Here is a 22,539-nt window from a genome sequence, read left to right as displayed (position 1 = left end):
AACAAAATGTTTATTTTTAAACAAAAAGTCGATTAAAAAAGATTTTTGTAAATCTTTTTTAAGATTCAAAGGGACAAAGGCTCAGAGTAACAAAGTTTTTACTTTGCTCATTCTAAGCTTTGTCCCTTTGTTACTATGAACCTGTGAGCCTTGAAAGATTATAAACTAGGCAAATCTCCTCTTCCTTTAGTTGGAAGATTAGTAGAACCCATTAAGAATAAATCTACTTCTCTTGCGGCTTCACGGCCTTCAGAAATTGCCCAAACAATCAGAGATTGTCCTCTTCTCATATCACCAGCAGTGAAAATATGTGGAACATTTGTCTGATAATTGTGGGCTTTATAATTGCTTCTTGCGTCAGTTTCGATTCCTAATTGCTCGCTCAATGTTTTCTCTGGACCTGTAAATCCTAAAGCTAGTAAAGCTAAATCGCAAGGCCAGATTTTTTCAGAACCTTCTTTTTCGATTAATTCAGGACGCTGACCAGGAGTCATTTTCCATTGTACTTCAACTGTTTTTAATCCAGTTAATTCACCTTTATCATTAGAAATAAATTCTTTAGTGTTGATTAACCAGTTTCTGTTACAGCCTTCTTCGTGAGAAGAAGATGTTTTTAACTGCAACGGCCAGAAAGGCCAAGGAGTTGACTCGCTTCTTCCTACTGGAGGTTTTGGTAAAATTTCAAAGTTAGTTACCGATTTAGCTCCGTGTCTGTTTGATGTTCCAACACAGTCAGAACCTGTGTCTCCGCCGCCAATAACGATGACATCTTTTCCAGTAGCTTTTACTTGATCTGGGATAGATTCTCCAAATAAAACTTTAGTCTGCTGTGTTAAGAAATCCATTGCCTGAACAACACCTTTACTTTCGATTCCTTTAGTTGGCAAGCTTCTTCTTTCCGTTGCTCCTCCACATAAAACGATAGAATCAAATGCGTTTAATTCTTCTACGCTGAAGTTAACACCAACATTTACATTCGTTTTGAAAGTGATTCCCTCTGCTTCAAGGATAATTACACGTCTGTCGATAATTTCTTTTTCTAATTTGAAATTAGGGATTCCGTAACGTAATAAACCTCCAATTGCATTATCTCTTTCAAAAACAGTAACAGTGTGACCTGCTCTGTTTAATTGTTGTGCTGCCGCTAAACCTGCAGGTCCAGAACCAATAACAGCAACTGTTTTTCCAGTTCTGGTTTTTGGAGTTTGTGGTTTAATCCATCCTTCAGCAAAACCTCTTTCAACGATGTTTTTCTCGATGTTTTCGATCGCAACAGGATCTTGAATGATTCCTAATACACATGCTTTTTCGCATGGAGCAGGGCATAAGCGACCTGTAAATTCTGGAAAGTTATTAGTCGATTGTAAAATCTCTAATGCACTCTGCCATTCTTCCTGATGCACCATGTCGTTAAAATCTGGAATTAAATTCCCTAACGGACAACCGCTGTGGCAAAAAGGAATACCACAATCCATACATCTTGAACCTTGTTCTTTTTTCTTATCTTCTGCTAACGGAATAGTAAATTCGTTATAGTTAGAAACGCGTTCTGCTACTGCTAAATTACTTTCGTCGGCTCTATTATATTCTTTAAATCCGCCTATTTTACCCATGACATTTTAAATTAAATTCCAATTTCTTTAAATTCCAAATTCCAATTTTTATTACTATAGGCATTGATCTTGCCATTGGAATTTGGAATTTTATTTTTTGAAATTGATTTTTATCCAGCTATTAATTCTTCTATTTTTTTCTCTTCTGCAATTCGTTGTAATGCTTTTTTGTAATCAGTCGGCATTACTTTTACGAAATGTTTCTGCTCATTTTCCCAGTCTGCTAAAATTCTTTTTGCTAATGGACTGCTAGTGTACAGGGAATGATTTTTGATCAATCGTCTTAGTTTTGTAAAGTCCTCTTCTTCCATTGGATCGAATGCAACCATTTCCATGTTACATACAGTCGAATCGAATTTTTTATTTGGATCGTAAACATAAGCTACACCACCGCTCATACCAGCTGCGAAGTTTCTTCCTGTTTTTCCTAAAACTACCACTGTACCACCGGTCATGTATTCGCATCCGTGATCTCCAATTCCTTCAACAACGGCTGTTGCTCCAGAATTTCTCACACAAAAACGCTCTCCGGCCATACCATTAATATAAGCCTCTCCGGTAATAGCTCCGTAAAGGGCAACGTTTCCAATAATGATGTTTTCTTCAGGTTTAAAGGTTGCAGTAGGAGGGACTTTGATAATCAATTTTCCTCCAGACAGTCCTTTTCCTAAATAATCATTACAGTTTCCGTGAATTTTAAACGACAATCCATTTGTTGCAAAAGCACCAAAACTTTGTCCAGCAGAACCTTCAAAATCAACTAAAATAGTGTCATCAGGTAATCCTTGTGCGCCATATATTTTTGAGATTTCATTACTCAAAATAGCACCTACAGAACGGTCTGTATTTTTAATTTTAAATGTAACTCTTGTTTTTTCTTTTCTATAAATAGACGGAATTGCTTCTTTGATGATCGCAAAATCCAATACATTTTCAAGTTGGTGATCCTGCTCTGTTGTATTGTGATTCGGAACCGTTTTCGCTTTTTCCGGTTTGTATAGAATTGATGATAAATCTAAACCATTGGCTTTGTAATGTTTGATCGCTTTATTCACATTTAATTTTTGTGACTGACCTACCATTTCTTTTAAGGTTCTGAAACCTAATTGCGCCATGATTTCTCTTAATTCCTCAGCAATAAAATACATGAAGTTGATTACGTGCTCTGGAGTTCCTTTGAAATTTTTTCTCAATTCAGGATCCTGAGTTGCGATACCAACTGGACAAGTATTTAAGTGACAAGCTCTCATCATGATACATCCAGAAGCTACAAGCGGTGCAGTTGCAAAACCAAATTCTTCTGCTCCTAATAATGCAGCAATTGCTACATCACGGCCTGTTTTTAACTGTCCGTCACACTCTAAAACCACACGGCTTCTTAAATCATTTAAGATCAAAGTCTGCTGTGCTTCAGCTAAACCAAGTTCCCACGGAATACCTGTGTGTTGTAATGAAGTTAATGGAGCAGCACCCGTTCCTCCGTCATAACCTGAAATTAAGATAACGTCGGCTTTTGCTTTGGCAACACCGGCAGCGATGGTTCCAACTCCAACTTCAGATACTAATTTTACGTTTACACGTGCTTCACGGTTTGCATTTTTCAAGTCGTAAATCAACTGAGATAAATCCTCAATAGAATATATATCGTGGTGAGGCGGAGGCGAAATCAAACCTACATAAGGTGTAGAGTTTCTAGTTTCAGCAATCCACGGCACTACTTTTTCTCCAGGTAATTGTCCACCTTCACCAGGTTTCGCTCCCTGAGCCATTTTAATCTGAATTTCTTTAGCGTTTGTCAAATAGTTGATCGAAACACCAAAACGTCCTGATGCAACTTGTTTGATGGCACTGTTTCTAGAATCTCCGTTAATTTCTTTCTGGAAACGTTTCGGATCTTCTCCACCTTCTCCAGAGTTACTTTTTCCACCAATTCTGTTCATTGCAATCGCAAGATTCTCGTGTGCTTCTCTACTGATAGATCCATAAGACATCGCACCCGTTTTGAATTTCTTCACAATTTCTGTCCAAGGCTCTACTTCATCAATAGAAATTGGATCTAAGTTGTTGAATTCAAATAAACCTCTAATTGTCATTAAGTTTGAGCTTTGCTCATTAACGGCATTAGAGTATTCTTTATAACTTTCAGGGCTGTTTAAACGAACCGCTTGTTGTAATTTAGAAATAGTGGTTGGGTTAAACATGTGTTTTTCACCACCACGTCTCCATCTGTAAATACCTCCAATTTCAAGAGAAAGCAAGTTTGCGATTTTTGAATTTGGGAATGCTTTTTGGAAACGTTTTTTAACCTCTTTCTCCACTTCCATTAAACCAATTCCTTCAATTCTAGAAGGTGTGTAAGGGAAATATTTAGAAGTAAATGTTTTGTTTAAACCTAAAATCTCGAAAATCTGAGCAGCTCTATACGAATGTAGAGTAGAGATACCAATTTTGTTCATGATTTTAACGATTCCTTTCGCAATCGCTTTGTTGTAATTTACAATCGCATAATCAGCTTTTACACCTTTAATGAATCCTTGGTTTACCTGATCGTGAATAATTTCATTTACCATGTATGGATTGATCGCACTTGCGCCGTATCCGAACAATAACGCAAAATGATGCGGTTCACGAGGCTCTGCAGATTCAATAATGATTCCGAATTTAGAACGAACCTGTAAAATATTCAAAGAGTGGTGAATGTAAGAACAAGCCAATAGCATAGGGATTGGAGCAAATTCTTCGCTAACACCTCTATCTGATAAAATAATGATATTGCATCCTTCAGAAACCGCTTTGAAAGTTGCCTGAACACATTTCTCAAGCGCGCGCTCTAAACCGTTAACTCCTTTTTCTATTTTGTATAAAGTAGAAATAGTAGCCGATTTGAAATCTGCGTGATCAATGTTTCTGATTTTATCTAAATCCTCGTTAGAAATAACTGGATTTTGGATTTTTAGTTTTTTACATTGTTTAGATTCAATTTCAAAAATATTGAAATCCCCTCCAATTGCTAAACTGATATCAGTAATGATTTCTTCACGAATACCATCCAAAGGCGGATTGGTAACCTGAGCAAACAACTGCTTGAAATAGTTGTACAACAATTGTGGCTGGTCTGACAATACTGCCAAAGGCGTATCGTTACCCATAGAACTAATTGCTTCAGCTCCTTGACCTCCCATTGGATTGATAATTGTTTTTAAATCTTCAATCGTGTAACCAAATAATTTTTGTCTCGTTAAGAAATCTAATTTCTCAACTGGAGTAGGATTATTTGTATATGGAATATTAGCTAATGGTAATAAGTTAGCATCCAGCCATTCTTTATAAGGACGTTTTGTAACTATCGCTTTTTTAACTTCTTCATCTTCGATAATACGACCTTCGTTCATATCAACCAAGAACATTTTCCCTGGCTCTAAACGACCGTGCTGAATTACGTCTTCTGGATCGATATCTAATACACCAATTTCTGATGACATGATTACGAAACCACTTTTTGTTAAGGTGTAACGAGAAGGACGCAATCCGTTTCTGTCTAGTAAAGCACCAATTACGTTTCCATCTGTAAACGGAATGGAAGCTGGACCATCCCAAGGTTCCATAATACAAGCGTTAAACTCGTAGAATGCTTTTTTCTCCGGAGACATTGTCTGGTGTTTTTCCCAAGCTTCAGGAACAACCATCATCATTGCCTCTGGAAGAGAACGTCCAGTCATTAATAAAAGTTCAACCACCATATCCATAGAAGCAGAATCTGATTTTCCTTCTAAGATAATTGGGAATAATTTTTTAATATCATCGCCAAAAACAGCACTCTGCATAAGCTCTTCACGAGCACGCATACGGCTTACGTTTCCACGAAGTGTGTTGATTTCACCATTATGACACATGTATCTAAACGGCTGCGCTAAATCCCAAGATGGGAATGTATTTGTAGAGAAACGCTGGTGAACAAGCGCTAAACGCGTCACCAAGTCTGGATCTTTTAAATCTATATAATAACGGCTGATGTCTTCCGGCATCAATAGACCTTTATATATTATAGTAGTTGTCGATAAACTAGTAAAATAAAACATATGGCTTTCAGAAGTCTTAGAACCTCTTACGGCATGTTCTGCAATTTTTCTAGCTGCAAAAAGTTTTGCATTAAATTCTTGTTCAGTTAAATTTTGTCCGTTTTTAGATACGAAAACTTGTTTAACTGTTGGTTCTTTTTCTGCGGCGATTTGCCCTAAATTTTCAACGTCAACTGGTACATCTCTCCAACCTAAAACTTTTAAGTTTTGGTCTTTGATAGTTGCTTCAAATGCATTAATACAAAACGAAACCTGGTTTTTGCTTTTTGGTAAAAAAACCATTCCTACTGCATACTCACGCGTTTCTGGGATTTCAAAGTCACAAACTTTCTTAAAAAAATCATGAGGGATGTCGAATAAAATTCCGGCCCCGTCACCAGTTCGTCCATCAGAACTAACTGCACCACGATGTTCCAATTTAATTAAGATGTCTAATGCTTTGTGAATAATATCATTTGACTTAATACCATTCAAATTACAAATAAATCCTGCACCACAATTGTCGTGTTCAAATTCAGGCAGATAAAGCCCTTGTTCTTTAACTCTCATTCTTGATATTTTTTCTACAAAAATAAAGATTTCGTTAAACATAATGTATTGAAATTATGTATTCGCTTTCATTTTTGTTGTAATATTAGAAAAACGGTTCTTAAATGATAATATTATTATATAAACGATTGCGAATTATCAAAATCATAATTGAGAATAAAATATATTAAGAAAAATCGCCGCTTATGTCTTGAATTCAGTGAAGTTTTTGTTAAATATCAAACGTTTTAGCGGTTTTGTGTTAACATTAACAAAGTCTTTCGTTAACGATTTGTTTGCTTTGCAAAAGAATCAACGTTTAATACCTATAGGTAACATTTATTTAATTGAAAAAGATTTTACTATTAAGTTGTATTTTGTTACTTTTGTCGCACTTTTATTCTGAAATAAATTCAGAACCAGACAAATTCTATATTATGAACATACACGAATATCAAGGAAAAGAAATTTTAGCGAGTTACGGAGTACGCGTACAACGCGGAATTATAGCTAACAATCCGGTTGAAGCTGTAGCTGCTGCAAAACAATTAACTGCCGAAACTGGTACAGGATGGCACGTAATAAAAGCACAAATTCACGCAGGTGGTCGTGGAAAAGGTGGAGGAGTTAAGCTGGCAAAAAACTTACAGCAAGTTGAAGAAATTGCAGAACAAATCATCGGAATGCAATTGATCACGCCTCAGACTCCGCCTGAAGGTAAAAAAGTAAACAAAATATTAGTTGCAGAAGATGTTTACTATCCAGGTGAAAGCGAAACTTCTGAATTTTATGTTTCTGTTTTATTGAATAGAGGTACAGGACGCAACATGATTATGTATTCTACTGAAGGTGGAATGGATATTGAAGAAGTTGCTGAGCATACGCCGCACTTAATCTTTACTGAAGAAATTGATCCATCTGTTGGATTACAAGGTTTCCAAGCTAGAAGAGTTGCTTTCAACTTAGGTCTTTCTGGAAATGCTTTCAAAGAAATGGTGAAATTCATCGATGCATTATACAATGCTTACATTGGTTCTGATGCTTCTATGTTTGAAATCAACCCAGTTTTAAAAACTTCTGATAACAAAATCTTAGCTGTTGATGCTAAAGTAAATATCGACGATAACGCTTTATACAGACAACCTAAATATGCTGAAATGAGAGATATCCGTGAGGAGAATCCTATCGAAGTTGAAGCTAAAGAAGTTGGTCTAAACTATGTAGATCTTGACGGTACTGTAGGATGTATGGTAAACGGAGCTGGTCTTGCAATGGCAACTATGGATTTAATTAAATATGCTGGTTTTGAGCCTGCTAACTTCCTTGACGTAGGAGGAACTGCTGACGCAAAACGTGTTGAAACAGCTTTCAGAATTATCTTGAAAGATCCAAACGTAAAAGCTATTTTGATTAACATCTTCGGAGGAATCGTTCGTTGTGACCGTGTTGCTCAAGGTGTTGTTGACGCTTACAAAAACATGGGAGATGCTATCAATGTGCCAATTATCGTTCGTTTGCAAGGAACAAATGCTGAAATTGCAAAAGAATTAATTGATAACTCTGGTATGCCAATCTTATCAGCTGTTCAATTCCAAGAAGCTGCTGACCAAGTTAAAGCTGCACTTTCTTAATCAAATAAGAAATTCAATTATATAGAATCCCTTCGATATTCGGAGGGATTTTTTTTGTTTTCATATTTAAAAAAAAAAATCCCTCTTGATAATGTTTTTCAGTAGAGACGCACTGTAGTGCGTCTAACATCGTGTGAATCCATATTTGGGAAAAACTTTGCGTAGATGCACAGCAGTGCGTCTAACGTCGCGTGAATCCATATTGGGGAAAAACTTTGCGTAGACGCACCGCTGTGCGGCTCTACAATAAATCCTGCGAGAAAAAAATTAAGATTATTAATAAAGACAAAGTATGTCGTAGAGACGCACAGCAGTGCGTCTAACGCCGCGTGAATCTGTATTTCTGAACGAGAAAAAAATTAAGATTATTAATAAAGACAAAGTATGTCGTAGAGACGCACAGCAGTGCGTCTAACGCCACGTGAATCTGTATTTTGGAACGAGAAAAAAAATACGATTATTATATAAAGACAAAGTATATCGTAGAGACGCACAGCAGTGCGTCTAACGTCGCGTGAATCCATATTGGGGAAATACTTTGCGTAAACGCACCGCTGTGCGGCTCTACAATAAATCCTGCGAGAAAAAATTAAGATTATTAATAAAGACAAAGTATATCGTAGAGACGCACCGCAGTGCGTCTAAAGTCGCGTAAATCCATATTGGGGAAAAACTTTGCCTAGACGCACTGCTGCGCGTCTCTACCAATAAACTTTTCTTTGCGAATATAGCCCGTGGTTTCAACCATGGGAAAGTTCCGTGATTTACAGATGTTGATATACGGATTTTAATATGCATTGTGTCCCCGCGGTTTCAACCGCGGGCTGTATTTGAAAATTGGATTGTAACAACAATTCTTTTAAAACGCAAAGTTCGCAAAGCTTTATCAAATAAACTTTGCGAACTTTGTGTAATTCCTTGTGTGCTTTGCGGTTAAAATTACTTTTTATTCTTACCGTTTTTATAAACCACTTTTTCTACCACCTGAATTTTAGGTGTTGCAGGTTTTTTCTTGAAAGGTTTTTTAGCAGCCGTTCCAGATTTTGAAGGTTTTTGATCGCCTCTTGCTCTTTCAGAATCTTTTGGAGCAGCTTTAAACTCAGGTCGGTCTTTAGAAGTTTCTTTGTTAGGAATTTCCGCTTTGTGTTTTGCTAACACGTCAGTTGGATTTTTAGGGTTTTCTTTTGTTCCTCTTAAATGAATAACCAATCCGTTTAAGAAATTACGCAAAACCTGATCGCCGCATTCCATATAATTTGGATGATCTTCGGCTCTAAAAAAAGCGCCCAATTCAGATTTTGTAATTCTAAAATCTACTAATTCTAAAATTTCAACTATTTGGTCATCACGGAGCATCAAAGCCACGCGAAGTTTTTTAAGTATATCGTTATTCGTCATTATTTAATTTTTTACAAAGGTACGTTTTAAAAGTAATTAGCCGATTTATTTTTTTTGCCGCGAATTTACGAATTTGCGCTTACTTGAATAAGCTAATAAATGTTTTAAGGTTTAGTAATTACACGAATTTAAAATATCTACAAGTTTATCTAAATCTTCTTTAAGATGATTGGCAGTAACTACAATACGATTGAGTGGTTCCGCATCTTTCGTATATTTAAAACTGGCAATTATGATTTTTTCAATTTTTAATTTTTCTACCAAATCTTTTGATAATAAATAAATTAAAGGATAATTTTTGTCAAATTTGATATTCCTGTTTTGGCTTAAAATTGAATCGATGTAATTTAAATTTTCCAGTAATTTTTTATGCTGTTTACTGTAAATTTCTGAAGCATCTGAAAGTGTCTGCACAAATGCTGGATTCATTCCGGCGGCACTTGTAAAAACTTCTAATTCTTTTATTTGAGTAATAAATTCAGAATCGCTGGCAATAACGCCGCCCGTTAAACCAAAGGCTTTTCCCAAAGAAGAAACCATTACTTTTCTTTTAATTGGAAATTGAATTGAAGAATAAATTCCTGAACCATTTTTACCAGTAATTCCAAAAGAATGCGATTCGTCTACAAGTATTGTAATTTCTTTATGACTTGGAATTTGTTCTAGAAAAGAAAAATCGACAGGTTTTGTTTCGAAAGAAGGAACTCCATCCGTTAGAATTGTAATTTTTTCCGAATTGGAATCGAATAGGCGATTGTTCAATTTTCCATTTTCAAACAAGGGAAGACTGTTTTCTATTCTGATCGCGGCGTGTATATCATTAAAATGAAAAAAGCAATCGGTCTGCTTTTTCATTAAATCTATAACGAGTTTTCCGGCCAGCATTCCCGAAGAAACCGTAACAGCGTTTTCTGAACCAATATGAGAGGCTAAAAACTTCTCACCATAATCATACGCGCTTAACTTAACATTTGCTGTTCTCGAACTTCCGTAAGTAGTTCCCCAATTCAGAATGTTTTTCACGACTAAATCTTGAAAGTCTTTGTTTGTAGGCAAACCTAAATAGGCGGTGCCGCCAAAATACAAATACAGTTCTTGGTCAATTTCAATAATTCGATCGGGAAATTTTTCGACTATCATTTTTATAAAAGTGTAACTCCAGTTCCGTTAAGATCAGAATAGCTTACAACGCCGTCTTTTATGGTAACTCCTGTAGCAATATCTTCTGCCAAAAGGAGCGCGCCATCCATATCCACATAATCCAATTGCGGCAATAAATGTGCAATAGCAGAAATTCCAACAGTAGATTCTGTCATGCAGCCTACCATGGTTTTTAATCCCAATTTTTTAGCTTCTTCGATCATGCGTTTTCCAGGAGTCAGACCGCCGCATTTAACCAATTTGACATTTACGCCATGAAAATGGTTGAAACATTTTGCTACATCTTCTTCAATAATACAGCTTTCATCTGCAATTACAGGAAGAACAGAATGTTTGAAAACTTCTTTATGCGCATCCCAATTATCAGCTTTCATGGGTTGTTCTAAGAATTCAACGCCCAGTTTTTTTAATTCGACAGCATTATTAATTGTTTCTTCAACTCCCCAGCCGCAGTTGGCATCTATTCTAAAAATAGCATTGGTATGTTTTCTAAGTTCTTTTACAATTTCGATATCTTCTTTAGTTCCCAATTTTATTTTATAAATCGGCCAAGGAAGTTCCTGCATTTTAGAAACCATTTTATCGATAGAAGCAATTCCAATTGTATAATCGGTCATCGGATTTCTTTCGGTTGTGTAGTTCCATAATTCGTACAACTTTTTGCCTTTTTTTCGGGCATACAAATCAGTATAAGCCAAATCTAAAGCGCACAAAGCAAACATATCGTCTTTTAAATACGGATGAATTTTTGCCCAAAATACTTCAGGAGTTTCGTTTTCGGTACTTTCGATAATACTTCTGATTTTTTCTAAATCCTGCATCATCATCGGAACCGTTGTATTGTAATAAGGGTTTGAAGTGGCTTCTCCAAAACCAGAAAAACCATCACTTTGTAATTCTACAATTAAAGAAGGTTGAAAATCAATAGATTCTCTGGAAATCGTGAAAGTGTGTTTTAATTTTAGGTTGTATTCTCTTAAAATCAGTTTCATTTTTATAGAATTATTTTTTAGTATTAATTTAATAACCCAGCCAGAGTAAAGCGTCAGTAAAATTATCACGCCACAATTTTTCATTATGCTCTCCATTTTTTACAATTTTGATTTTATCCAGATGAAGGCAATAGCATCTTTTGGTATCTAGTAAACGTTTCATTTTAGTTAAATCTTTTACCATATCGTCACTTTCTTTGTCACCGCATAGAAAATAAATTTTAGTTTTGATTTTGGTTTGTTTTTCAGTGAAAGTATAAATATCATTTGAAAACCAAAAAGAAGGAGAAAAAACACCTGCTTTACCAAAAACTTCAGGATATTTTAAAGCGCCATAATAGGAAACCAAACCGCCAAGTGAACTTCCAAAAAGAATAGTGTTTTTGGCTTTTGTCTTGGTTCTGTAGTTTTGGTCGATATGAGGTTTTAACGTTTTTACAATGAATTCCAAATAATTGTCGGCATCGCCGCCGCCATATTTTTCATTTTTAAACGGAGTCAGCTCATTGATGCGTTTTTCATTTCCATGCTCAATTCCAACAACAATTACGAGAGCTTTTAAGCTGTCTAATTTTTCATCGACATTCCATTCTCCGGAGAAAGAAGTTTTAGCATCAAACAAATTCTGAGCGTCGTGCATGTAAATAACGCTGTACTTTTTTTTGATGTCTTTTGAATAATTTTTGGGAAGATAAATCCAGATTTTTTTTTTTGTATTTAACTGAGGAGCTTCAATTGTAAAAGTCGAAATGTTTTTTGAAGCCGTGCTTTCCTGTGCCTTTCCAGTAATAGTTGATAAAAATAAAATAGCTAAGAAAAACCTCTTCATTATCTGTGTTTTGTATTTAAATATAAAAGCAATATTTTAGCTAAAAATAATAAATTGATGAATACAGAAGCAGAAAAAAGAAGTTTACTTTTAGAAATGATTATGTTTGCCACGGTAGACGGACATTTGCATAAACGCGAGCTGGATTTTCTTTGGATTGTAGCTCAGGAATTGAATATCAACAAACAAGAATTTCAAGATTTATTTCATCAAGAAGTAAAATCAATTCCAATAAAGTCAGAAATGCAGCGTATCAATCAATTTTACAGACTGGCTTTATTAATGCATTGCGACGGAGTTTTGCACGAAAGAGAATTTAACGCCATTCAGCAGATTGCTTTAGAAATGGGATTAAATCCATCTGCAGTAAAACGTGTTTTAGAAATGATGAAAAAAGCACCAAATACGATAATTAATCCAAATGTAATACTGCAGGTTTTTCAAGAACAGCACAATTAAGCAAGCTGTTCCTGTAGTTTTTTAATTTCATCCCTTAGTTTAGCAGCTTGTAAAAAGTCTAATTCTTTAGCGGCTTTTTCCATTGTTTTGCGTTTTTCGCGAATCATTTTTTCCAACTCTCCTTTAGATAAATAAGCAGTTTCTGGTTCTGCGGCAACTGGAATTGGATGGCCTAATTCGTATTCTACCAACGGATTTTTGGTGAAAGCGCTTTCGATTTTTTTATTTAAAGCCTGAGGCGTGATATTGTTTTGTACGTTGTAATTAATCTGTTTGGTTCTTCGATATTCCGTTTCGTCAATTGTTCTCTGCATACTCGCCGTAATTTTATCAGCATACAAAATTGCTTTTCCGTTTAAGTTCCTTGCCGCACGCCCAATAGTTTGCGTTAAAGATCTGTGATTTCTTAAGAAACCTTCTTTATCAGCATCTAAAATAGCAACAAGAGAAACTTCTGGTAAATCCAAACCTTCACGAAGTAAGTTAACACCAATCAAAACATCAAAAATACCTTTTCTTAAATCCTGCATGATTTCGATACGCTCTAAAGTGTCCACTTCAGAATGTATATAACGGCATCTAATGCTTACTTTGGTCAGGTATTTTGCTAATTCTTCTGCCATTCTTTTGGTTAAAGTTGTTACCAAAACCCTTTCGTCCAATTCACAGCGAACCTGAATTTCCTCAATCAAATCATCGATCTGATTCAAACTTGGGCGCACTTCGATAACTGGATCTAATAATCCTGTTGGACGAATAATCTGCTCGACATAAATACCATCTGATTTCTGCAATTCATAATCTGCCGGCGTTGCCGAAACGTAAATTACCTGATTTTGCAATGCCTCAAACTCTTCAAATTTTAAAGGTCGGTTGTCCATTGCAGCAGGCAGACGAAAACCGTATTCTACTAAGTTTTCTTTACGCGAGCGGTCGCCTCCATACATCGCATGAACCTGCGAAACAGTTACGTGACTTTCATCAACAACCATTAAATAATCATTTGGAAAATAGTCTAAAAGACAGAAAGGTCTTGTTCCTGCTTGTCTTCCGTCAAGATAACGAGAATAATTTTCAATTCCAGAGCAATAGCCTAATTCCCGAATCATTTCTAAATCGAAATTGGTTCGTTCTTCTAGACGTTTGGCTTCTAAGTGTTTTCCTGTTTCTTTAAAATAATCAACTTGTTTAACCAAATCCTGCTGAATTTCCCAAATTGCACCTTGTAAAACATCTGGAGAAGTTACAAACATATTGGCAGGGTAAATAGTAAGTCGTTTGAATTTTTCGATTACCAATGAAGTTTTAGCATCAAAAGATTCTATTTCTTCAATTTCATCTCCAAAAAAATGTATTCTGTAGGCATCATCGGCATAACTAGGATATACTTCTACCGTATCACCTTTTATTCTAAAAGTTCCGGGATTAAAATCGGCTTCTGTTCTGGCATATAAACTTTGAACAAGATTATGCAGTAATTTGGTTCTGGAAATGACCTGATCTCGGGTTATTTCAATTACGTTCTTTTTAAATTCGACAGGGTTTCCAATACCGTATAAACAAGAAACAGATGCTACAACCAAAACATCACGTCGCCCAGAAAGCAGGGAAGAAGTGGTGCTCAAACGCATCTTTTCAAGTTCTTCGTTGATAGATAAATCTTTTTCAATAAAAACCCCCGTTACCGGCATAAAAGCTTCTGGCTGATAATAGTCGTAGTAGGAAACGAAATATTCAACCGCGTTGTTCGGGAAAAATTGCTTGAATTCAGAATACAACTGTGCGGCTAAGGTTTTGTTGTGTGCCAAAACCAAAGTAGGTCGCTGTACTTCTTCAATTACATTTGCTACAGTAAATGTTTTACCAGATCCTGTAACCCCCAATAAAGTTTGATATTTTTCTCCGTCGACTACACCTTGTGCCAGTTTTTGTATGGCTTGAGGTTGATCTCCTTTTGGACTATATTCTGAGGATACTTGAAATTTCATTTTTGTGCGCTGAAAATTTGGTTTTGTAAAGATACAAAGTTTGAATGCTATTCTAAAAAATTAATCATAGCGTCGTTGGTGATTTTAGATTGATCGATCGATAAAAAATGTCCAGCATCTTTTATGACTTTTGTTTTGCTGTTTTTTAAATATTTTTGAGCTCGTTCTAAACTGTCTTCTGAATTAATAACGTCTTTGTCACCAATTAAAACCAAAACGGGATTATCTATTGATTGCAATTCTTTGTCTGAAAACGGATGCATTTTAAGCATACTCGAATTGGATTTGGCATATTTATTAGCCAAATAAAACTGTCTTTTATATATCTGACTAATTTTTTCTGGATGAGTCGAAAAAGTGTTTAATGTTTTACCGAATTTCTTTTCGCTTGGAAAAAGTTTCAACATTAATGCCGAAGTTGTTTTTCCTACTTTATCGATAAATTTGAAAGTCTGGGCGGGACTTAATAAAACAATTCGGTCTATTGAATTTGTTTTTTGTGTTGCCAATAATGTTGCGATCCAGCCGCCGCGTGACGCTCCGATTATGTCAAATTTCTTCAATTTATAATGCGAGAAAATTTCGTTATACCAAATTACGATTTCTTCTGATGAAAGGGCTTTTGCGGTTAAATTTGACTTTCCCGGTTCCATCAAAAAGTCGATGGCATAAATACGGTGTTTTTTAGCTAATACCTGAATGTTGGGATACCACATGGTTGAGCTGGCATCCATTCCGTGGAGTAAAACCAAATCTTTGCCATTTCTTGGACCTGCAATAACGACATGTGCTGTTCCAAAAGTGGTTTGAATATCTTCTTCTGTATAAGGAATGTTCCAAAGTTTTAAAGCTTTGTCATAAGAGCTTTGGTATTTCTGCTCTTCGGTTCTGGTTTTAAAAACGTAATCCTCAAATTTTACCTTCTTTGTTGAAGCACAACTTGTGATTAAAAATAGCACGACAGCCAAACGAGAATATAGTTTTAACATAGTAATAAAATTCAATTTGACCTTAAAGTTACAAGTATGGCAGCCAAAAAGTGTATCAGAATTTTATTTTAAAGTATCATAATTTTACGATTGATCGTTTTTGGAAGTCAGATAATAAATTTGAACAAATGCTAAAATCGCATTCGGAATTATCACAGGCCAAAGCCATTGATTTAAATCCCTGTAATCATTTAAAAAAATGCCATAGATTACAAAGCAGATACAGCCAAACATATTGATGAAGCGAATTGTTCTCAGGTTTTTCAATAAAAATCCGCCAACAATAAAAACAGATGCGAGGTAACCAACATATTCAGCCATAAAATTGATTTTAAATTGTTTACAATAAATGTAGCAAATCAAATTGTAAAATCAATATTTTGTGTTTGAAAATCAGTTGTTTAAAAGAATTGTTTTTGTTTTTCGGTATTATCTATAAAACTCCACGCTACAATTCGGCTTGTTTTTTGACCTTGTGACATTTCGATTGTTTTTACAGCAACGGCATTTACTTTTTTCAAGATTTTGTAAATGGAAGAAAGATTTTCTTTTTTAGAAACCAATGTTGTAAACCATAAAACCTGCGAAGTATATTTTGCACTTTCGTAAATCATTTGCGTTACAAATCCGATTTCGCCGCCATTACACCACAATTCTGCATTTTGACCTCCGAAGTTCAAAACTGGATTTGTATTTCTTTTTTCTTTCGGATTTAAATTGGAAACTTTTCTCGATGTACTTTTATTTGCTTCTTCTGCCGAAGCGTGAAAAGGCGGATTACACATCGTGAACGTAAAACGATCTTCGGGCGTAATAATGTTTTTAAAAATAAAGCGAGATTCAGTTTGCTGTTGTAAACTTATGGCGTCAATTAGTTTTGGATTGGCTTCTATAATTTTGCTGCAGTTTTCAATTGCTTTTTTATCGATATCTGTTGCCACAAAACTCCAATTGTAAATGGAATTTCCTAATATCGGATATATTAAATTTGCGCCTGTTCCGATATCTAAACCTAAAACATTTGATGTGTCATGAATTTCGTTGTTGTTGGTTTCTGCTAATAAATCGGCAATATAATGAATGTAATCTGCTCGTCCTGGAATTGGCGGGCAAAGGTAATTTTTCGGAATATCCCAGTTTTGAATATCGTAGTAAGTTTGCAGTAACGCTTTATTCAAGATTTTTACAGCAAGAGGATTGCTAAAATCAACCGTTTCGATTCCGTGTTTGTTTATGGTTACAAAAGCTTTTAGTTCTGGACAATTCGAAATCAGTTTTTCGAAGTCGTAACGAGTTCGGTGAAGATTTCTCGGATGTAAATTATTTTTTTCAGAATTGTCGATTGCTTTCATTTTTATGGATTTCGTGCAAAGATAGGTATTCCTTTTTTAGAAAAGGCTTAATGAAAGTAGTGCATTGATGTAATAAAACATTGGAAAGACCTTAACTAAATTATGCTTTTTCACAGATTTGCTACTCGATAGATAAGGAATAGGGGAAACAGCGAGCGATAGCGAATAAGAGAAGTAAATCATCACAAATAGAAAACTAATTTTTTAGTAAGCCAATGCCAAATCCTTTGTTGTAGCTATTACCAACTGTTTTTTATTCTATTATTGGACAATTAATTTCATAAGGTTCTTTTGGGAAACCATATAAAATTATCTTTTGTTTGTCAACATATTTTATTGGAATTAGTTTATCAAGATAATTGTCTGTATAAAGTGAAAGAAATAGCGTTTCATTTAGTTTTTCAAGTAATTCTGCTTCCTTCTTTATTCACACGTTTGTTTATTTCTTGCATAACTGGCGAGTCCAAAACTTCATTGAACCTAATATTCTTTTTTTCGCCATTCCAATTAAACTCAAACTTTAAATTCTGAATTTCACTTTCTGTTAATTCAGTTTCAGTAGCGTTTAGTTTTTCGTAATCATTTTCGAATACGCAATCTTCAGTTACAGACTTTTCATCGATTAAAACTTTGTAGATTTTTCCTTTTTTAAAAAGTCTAATTCGATTTTGATTTATATATTTATGTTCTGTCTCGCTTAGATTTTCATTTCTATTTTCGTTCTTTATTAGACCGATTTTATCAGTTTTTTCAACGACAAAATAATAAATGATATCTTCATCAATCTGAATAATCTCCGACTTTCCGTAATGATCCGGAGTTTTAATAAAAAGCCAATTTTCTCTCATATTCGATTCTCTAAAATAGCTGGTAGCGTTCTGGCGCTACAGCGGGTTTGGCACTAAATTAAGCCCATTCTTCGGATTTGCCAAATCATTCCAAATATAAAATCAACTTCAAATCAAGCCTAATGCCCAAATTGCTTGTAGCGTGTGTTAGCAGTAGTATTTTTAGTTGATTAGTTTATTCACTTCGTTTTCAATTTCGCTTTTATTAATTATTAAGTCAGAAAAGCAAGTTTCAATTTTAGTTTTTTTCCAAAAAGGAAAAATTAATAATCCTGTTTCACCAATATTTACAAGTTTTGAATTTGGAAATTCTATTTCGGTTTTTGTTTTGAAAATAGTATTCCCTTTTATGAATTTTGTCGTTTTTACTTTGTTAGTTATTAAATCAAATGCTTGAATTATTCCTTCATACAGGTTTGCATAATCTTCACTAAAATGAGTATGATTAAATCCATAACCAACTGTAAATTCTTTTTCATCAATAGACAACCAAAATTCAGTGTTTTCTATTTTTAAAAATTGGGTACCTTGTTCTTTATAGATACTAACTTTTTCAACAAGTTTACTAGTTAGCAAGTCTTTAATTTCGTTAAATTTCTTTTCGTGAATTTTCATTTTCTGAGGTAATATTACTGCCAACTTTCCCGCGCTACAAGTATTTTGGGATTAAGGAAACTAAATCTGCGGATAAACACAAATTTATCAGATACAAGAGCAACTTTAAATTATACCAAATCCCCAAATTGCTTGTAGCGTGTGTTGGTGGTAGTTTTTTTATTCAACTCGTTTGTATTCATATGTCAAATTATAACTATATCCCGCTCCAATAATTAATAATAGAGCTCCTTCATTATTTACAGCTTCATTTATTATCAAATTTCCATTTTTTGTCAATCCAATTCTTCTTTTGTTATTTCTACACCCTCCAAAAAGATATGGAATTCCGTTACATTCTAAAAAATTATTATCTAAATAAAACATTCCATTTCTATATTTTCCTGTCAGTGTTGTATCTTTAATTACTACTAAACCCTCTAAAACTTTAACTTTCAATATATTTTTTTCGATAGCTAAATTTAGCTGAAAATTGTTTTTAGTTTTACTAAGGGAATCAAATTTGATGTGTTTATTTAGAGATTGGTTTAGTAAAAACATATACGCATTATTATTTCTTAATGAATCAGCAATATTATCTGTTACCTCTGGTTTTCCAAGACTGTAATATCTTTTAATTGGGTTAAAAGAATAATTTCCACTTAATTTTGAAATATTTTCAATTTTTAGTTTTTGTACTTCTTTGCGAAATCTTTTTTTTGAGAATGTTGCACAACTTGAAAATGCAAAAACTAAAAATATTATAATTATAAAGTTTAACTTTCTGTTTCTCATTTTTTTCGTTAAAATTACTGCCAACGTTCTGGTGCTACACGAGGTTGGGGATTAAAGAGGCGAGTTTTTTCTGTTATGCACAATTTTCCAAGTACAAAACCATCTTTAAATTCAGCCAAATGCCCAAATCTCGTGTAACGGCTGTTAACTGTCGTTTATTTGTTTACAATAATAATTGAATATATTATCGGGATAAAAATCACAATGCAAATTATCAAAGGTTTTATTATAGACTTCTTCCTATAACTTATTTCTTTTCCAATATAGTTTTCCCAAAATACATAATGTAGAATTAATGCTCCAACTCCCGAAAAAAGGAATGTTTGTCTTTTAATAACAAAATTAATTTCTTCAAGATAATTTATTGCAAGAAATTGAAAAACTGTATAAAGGATACCAAATAAAACAACAATAATTGACACTTTAGGTTTATTCAATTTTTTAAGATTAAACGCAAGTAAAATGCTACCAAAAATTACTCCAAATGCAATTGAAAATCCCCAAATCGATAACTGTGAAAACAATTCGATTGCGTTATTATCTTCAACCGAATGTTTATCCCAAGCTTCTTCTCCAATTGATTCTTGCTTTTCTTTTAAACTTTTCTCTTCAATTAATTTTAGTATTCGATTGGTTTCTTCTTCAGAAAAGATTTCTCCTCTTTGTTTTAAAATATCAAAAGAATATTTAATAGCTTGGGCTACAAATCTACTTTCAGGCTGAATATAAATATATAATTCATTATTTTTTTTCCCTTCTAAAACGCTCTTTTTTACAGACATTTTCTTATTTACGTTTTTTTAAATGGCAGTTAACGTTCTGGTGCTACACAAGGTTTGGGATTAAATTAAGCCTTATCTTCGGATTTGCCAAATCTTCCAAATACAAACTAATTTTTCCATTAAGCCAAATTCCTAAATTGCTTGTAGCGTGTGTTGCAATAGGTTATTTAGTTACCATAACTTCCACCATTTATTGTTCTTAGCTATGTTTTCTGTATTTATTTTGTTTTGCTTTTTGATTCTTTCAATTCCTTTAAACTCTGAAGTTTCTAGGTTTAAAATAAAACCATTTTTATATCCTTCTCCGTACGAATCATAATTATTTAATTCTCCAATTAAGTTTTCGTTTTCCAATTTTACATTTGTTATTCCTTCGTAACATAAATTGTCTAAATGTTCAATGTTATCGATACTTTCTACAATAGATATAGAATATTCGCCAACTAAAACAAACTTGGTGTTATATTCAAAAATATATTTATAATCGTGTCCAAATTCAACTTTCGGTTGAGTTTCTTCGGAATTCATTATGTAGCAATTTCCACACGCAATTATTAAAATATTTTCACTGTCTTTTAATTTTGTTGCAAATTTCAAACTTGAACTTCCAGTTTCAAAATTTCCAATCCATTCAGTATTATCCTTTTTGATAAATTTAATTGCCAAACCTTCTGAAAATTCAGAATAGCCATTTTCAGGAATTGAAATGTATATTTCGCCATATGCCGGCAATCCTTTTAATATTTTAAATGTCTCGTTCAAATTTCTGATGTTTAACTTACTGCCAACGTTCTCGCGCTACAAGCAGTTTGGGATTAAAGATGCGAGTTTTTTCTGTTATGCACAATTTTCCAAGTACAAAACCATCTTTAAATTCAACCTAATGCCCAAATCTCGTGTAACGGCTGTTAGCGGTTCGGTTTTTCTATTTCCAACAGTTTTTCGTCAAACCAAACATCTTCATAGCCATTTTCGGTTATTAGAAATCTAAATCCTTCGTCAAGTCCTAAATAGTCAATCAGTTTTGGTTTTCTTTGCAATAAATGTTCAGCACAAATTGGTTGAAAAAAATTGTCGTCTTCTGAATATTCTCCGCTCCAAATAAACCAACAAACTTCACCTTTTTTGGTTCTGTGCCTGAATCCATTTAATTTCTCTAAATCTAAATTTTGGGAAGTACCAATGTTAAGAGTTTTATTGATGGGCTTCCAATTTGAGCCATATTTTTCACAGATTTCTTTCTGCTTTTCAATATGAATATTCCAATTGTTATAAACCATTAATTCGTCCACATCGTTTTCGAGCCTATTTTTCCAAAGTTTCATATTAACTTTATTGATGGGAAAGTTTATTTCTTCGTTATCCCAATCAAAAATTGTTTCAGAAATTATTTCGTCATTTTCGTCCCAATCTATTTCGTCAGAAGCTATACAATTCCACGCAAAATTTGATAAATCAATTTTTTGAATTTCATCCTTAAGAAACTTGTCACACAATTCTATTAACTGTTTTCTTTCGATACTCATATTTTGTCGTTTATTCTTCGACTTCTTAAACTGACCGCCAACGTTCTGATACTACAGCGGGTTTGGGACTAAATTAAGCCCTATTTTCGGATTTGCCAAATCATCCCAAATACAAAACCATCTTTCCATTAAGCCCAATGCCCAAATCCGTTGTAGTGGCTGTTACCTGTCGTTGATCTTATTCAGTGGAATTTTTCCGCAAGTTTTGGATATTTTTCTTGTACTGTGTTTTCGTCAAATTTTTTTCCTTTGAGCGTCCAATCAGGATGATATGTTTTTGGAAGATCCTTTCCTGTTTTCTCTTTATAAGCATCGTAAGCCGAATATTGAAGTCCTTCCCATAATTCTTCACTTTCGGATTTAATCCAATATGCACAATCATCAGGGTTTGCAATTGTTTCATAAAATTTTTCTCTACCATGAGCAATTAAATATTGTCTGAAATAATCAAAACAATCATCCGAACAACCTCCGTTTATAACATAAGAAGCACCCCAAAGATTCCAATTATATGAGCCTGCTAAAAGAGCAGAAAATGTATTGTCAAATTTTTCAATTTCTTTAGGTTCAAGTTTTAGAAGTTCAGTTTTTAATATGTTTATTTGAAGCTCATAATTATCTTTAGATTGAATTCTTGAAACTTCAATTAATTCCCAAAACTTATTTTCTTCCATTATCTTTCCACTTTTATCAGAAGATGTTAAGTTAATATACTCATGAGTTTTTACTGGTTTATTATATTCTTTTTTTTGACAGCTTACCGTCGAAATTTGAATAATAAAAAGAAGGATTATTATTGTCAATTTTGAATTCATAATTCTATATAGTTTTTTTTGCGTTTGGTTTCTTCAATGACAGGTAACGTTCCCGCACTACAAGCAGTTTGGGACTAAATTAAGCCTATTATCCGGTTTTGCCAAATCTTCCAAATACAAAACCATCTTTCAATTAGCCAAATCCCCAAATTGCTTGTAG

At 34.0% G+C, this 22,539-nt stretch carries 19 protein-coding genes; 2 read left to right on the top strand and 17 right to left on the bottom strand.

The window, feature by feature from the left end; all coding sequences use genetic code 11:
• Positions 1–158: 158 nt before the first annotated feature.
• Together BSF42_RS20810 and gltB are read right to left on the bottom strand one after the other, a co-directional pair.
• Entirely contained in the window at positions 159–1,613 is a 1,455-nt protein-coding gene (locus BSF42_RS20810; RefSeq protein WP_095955018.1) for a glutamate synthase subunit beta, read from the bottom strand.
• A 110-nt stretch (positions 1,614–1,723) separates the two neighbouring features.
• Positions 1,724–6,241, bottom strand: coding sequence for a glutamate synthase large subunit (gene gltB / locus BSF42_RS20805; protein WP_095955017.1), 4,518 nt, complete (start codon positions 6,239–6,241; stop codon positions 1,724–1,726).
• A gap of 416 nt (positions 6,242–6,657) precedes the next feature.
• Between gltB and sucC the strand changes: the two genes are divergently transcribed.
• On the top strand, positions 6,658–7,851 hold the full coding sequence (gene sucC, locus BSF42_RS20800; RefSeq protein ID WP_095955041.1) for an ADP-forming succinate--CoA ligase subunit beta: 1,194 nt from the start codon (positions 6,658–6,660) through the stop codon (positions 7,849–7,851).
• A gap of 939 nt (positions 7,852–8,790) precedes the next feature.
• Here the strand turns inward: sucC and BSF42_RS20795 are convergent.
• From BSF42_RS20795 to BSF42_RS20780, 4 genes are all read right to left on the bottom strand, one after another.
• The gene (locus BSF42_RS20795; protein WP_095955016.1) at positions 8,791–9,249 is read right to left on the bottom strand and encodes a DUF1456 family protein; all 459 of its coding nucleotides are present in this window, start codon (positions 9,247–9,249) and stop codon (positions 8,791–8,793) included.
• Between the two features lie 111 nt (positions 9,250–9,360).
• Positions 9,361–10,389, bottom strand: coding sequence for an aminotransferase class I/II-fold pyridoxal phosphate-dependent enzyme (locus BSF42_RS20790; protein ID WP_095955015.1), 1,029 nt, complete (start codon positions 10,387–10,389; stop codon positions 9,361–9,363).
• A gap of 2 nt (positions 10,390–10,391) precedes the next feature.
• The gene (locus BSF42_RS20785; RefSeq protein WP_095955040.1) at positions 10,392–11,402 is read right to left on the bottom strand and encodes a dipeptide epimerase; all 1,011 of its coding nucleotides are present in this window, start codon (positions 11,400–11,402) and stop codon (positions 10,392–10,394) included.
• A 28-nt stretch (positions 11,403–11,430) separates the two neighbouring features.
• Positions 11,431–12,231, bottom strand: a complete 801-nt coding sequence (locus tag BSF42_RS20780; RefSeq protein WP_095955014.1) for an alpha/beta hydrolase — start codon at positions 12,229–12,231, stop codon at positions 11,431–11,433.
• Positions 12,232–12,288: 57 nt separating this feature from the next.
• Here BSF42_RS20780 and BSF42_RS20775 point away from each other — a divergent pair, with 57 nt between their 5' ends.
• Entirely contained in the window at positions 12,289–12,690 is a 402-nt protein-coding gene (locus BSF42_RS20775; protein WP_095955013.1) for a TerB family tellurite resistance protein, read from the top strand.
• On the opposite strand, the gene uvrB is transcribed toward BSF42_RS20775, so the two are convergent.
• From uvrB to BSF42_RS20720, 11 genes are all read right to left on the bottom strand, one after another.
• The gene (gene uvrB / locus BSF42_RS20770; RefSeq protein WP_095955012.1) at positions 12,687–14,678 is read right to left on the bottom strand and encodes an excinuclease ABC subunit UvrB; all 1,992 of its coding nucleotides are present in this window, start codon (positions 14,676–14,678) and stop codon (positions 12,687–12,689) included. The two genes, BSF42_RS20775 and uvrB, sit on opposite strands and share 4 nt — an antisense overlap.
• Before the next feature lie 47 nt (positions 14,679–14,725).
• Positions 14,726–15,667, bottom strand: a complete 942-nt coding sequence (locus BSF42_RS20765; protein ID WP_095955011.1) for an alpha/beta fold hydrolase — start codon at positions 15,665–15,667, stop codon at positions 14,726–14,728.
• An 84-nt stretch (positions 15,668–15,751) separates the two neighbouring features.
• The gene (locus tag BSF42_RS20760; RefSeq protein ID WP_095955010.1) at positions 15,752–15,988 is read right to left on the bottom strand and encodes a uroporphyrinogen decarboxylase; all 237 of its coding nucleotides are present in this window, start codon (positions 15,986–15,988) and stop codon (positions 15,752–15,754) included.
• Between the two features lie 80 nt (positions 15,989–16,068).
• On the bottom strand, positions 16,069–17,019 hold the full coding sequence (gene rlmF / locus BSF42_RS20755) for a 23S rRNA (adenine(1618)-N(6))-methyltransferase RlmF (protein ID WP_095955009.1): 951 nt from the start codon (positions 17,017–17,019) through the stop codon (positions 16,069–16,071).
• 401 nt (positions 17,020–17,420) lie between these two features.
• A complete protein-coding gene (locus BSF42_RS20750; RefSeq protein ID WP_095955008.1) occupies positions 17,421–17,867 on the bottom strand; it encodes a hypothetical protein in 447 nt (148 codons plus the stop codon).
• A gap of 162 nt (positions 17,868–18,029) precedes the next feature.
• Positions 18,030–18,482 carry a hypothetical protein gene (locus BSF42_RS20745; RefSeq protein WP_095955039.1) on the bottom strand — a complete coding sequence of 151 codons (453 nt, stop codon included), beginning with the start codon at positions 18,480–18,482 and terminating at the stop codon, positions 18,030–18,032.
• Between the two features lie 159 nt (positions 18,483–18,641).
• Positions 18,642–19,256 carry a hypothetical protein gene (locus BSF42_RS20740; RefSeq protein ID WP_141248492.1) on the bottom strand — a complete coding sequence of 205 codons (615 nt, stop codon included), beginning with the start codon at positions 19,254–19,256 and terminating at the stop codon, positions 18,642–18,644.
• Positions 19,257–19,411: 155 nt separating this feature from the next.
• Positions 19,412–20,038: a hypothetical protein gene (locus tag BSF42_RS20735; RefSeq protein ID WP_095955006.1), complete on the bottom strand. Its 627-nt coding sequence runs from the start codon at positions 20,036–20,038 to the stop codon at positions 19,412–19,414.
• 171 nt (positions 20,039–20,209) lie between these two features.
• Positions 20,210–20,800 (bottom strand): hypothetical protein, encoded by a 591-nt coding sequence (locus BSF42_RS20730; protein ID WP_141248491.1) that lies wholly within the window; start codon positions 20,798–20,800, stop codon positions 20,210–20,212.
• Positions 20,801–20,946: 146 nt separating this feature from the next.
• Entirely contained in the window at positions 20,947–21,564 is a 618-nt protein-coding gene (locus BSF42_RS20725) for a hypothetical protein (RefSeq protein ID WP_095955004.1), read from the bottom strand.
• A gap of 182 nt (positions 21,565–21,746) precedes the next feature.
• Positions 21,747–22,379 carry a DUF4240 domain-containing protein gene (locus BSF42_RS20720; protein WP_095955003.1) on the bottom strand — a complete coding sequence of 211 codons (633 nt, stop codon included), beginning with the start codon at positions 22,377–22,379 and terminating at the stop codon, positions 21,747–21,749.
• Between the last annotated feature and the right edge of the window lie 160 nt (positions 22,380–22,539).

The sequence above is a fragment of the Flavobacterium sp. ACN6 genome, assembly GCF_002304005.1.
In the GTDB taxonomy this organism is placed as follows: Bacteria; Bacteroidota; Bacteroidia; order Flavobacteriales; family Flavobacteriaceae; genus Flavobacterium.
The sequence above is the reverse complement of the archived record's forward strand: the minus strand, read 5'-3'. Positions and strand labels throughout refer to the sequence as shown.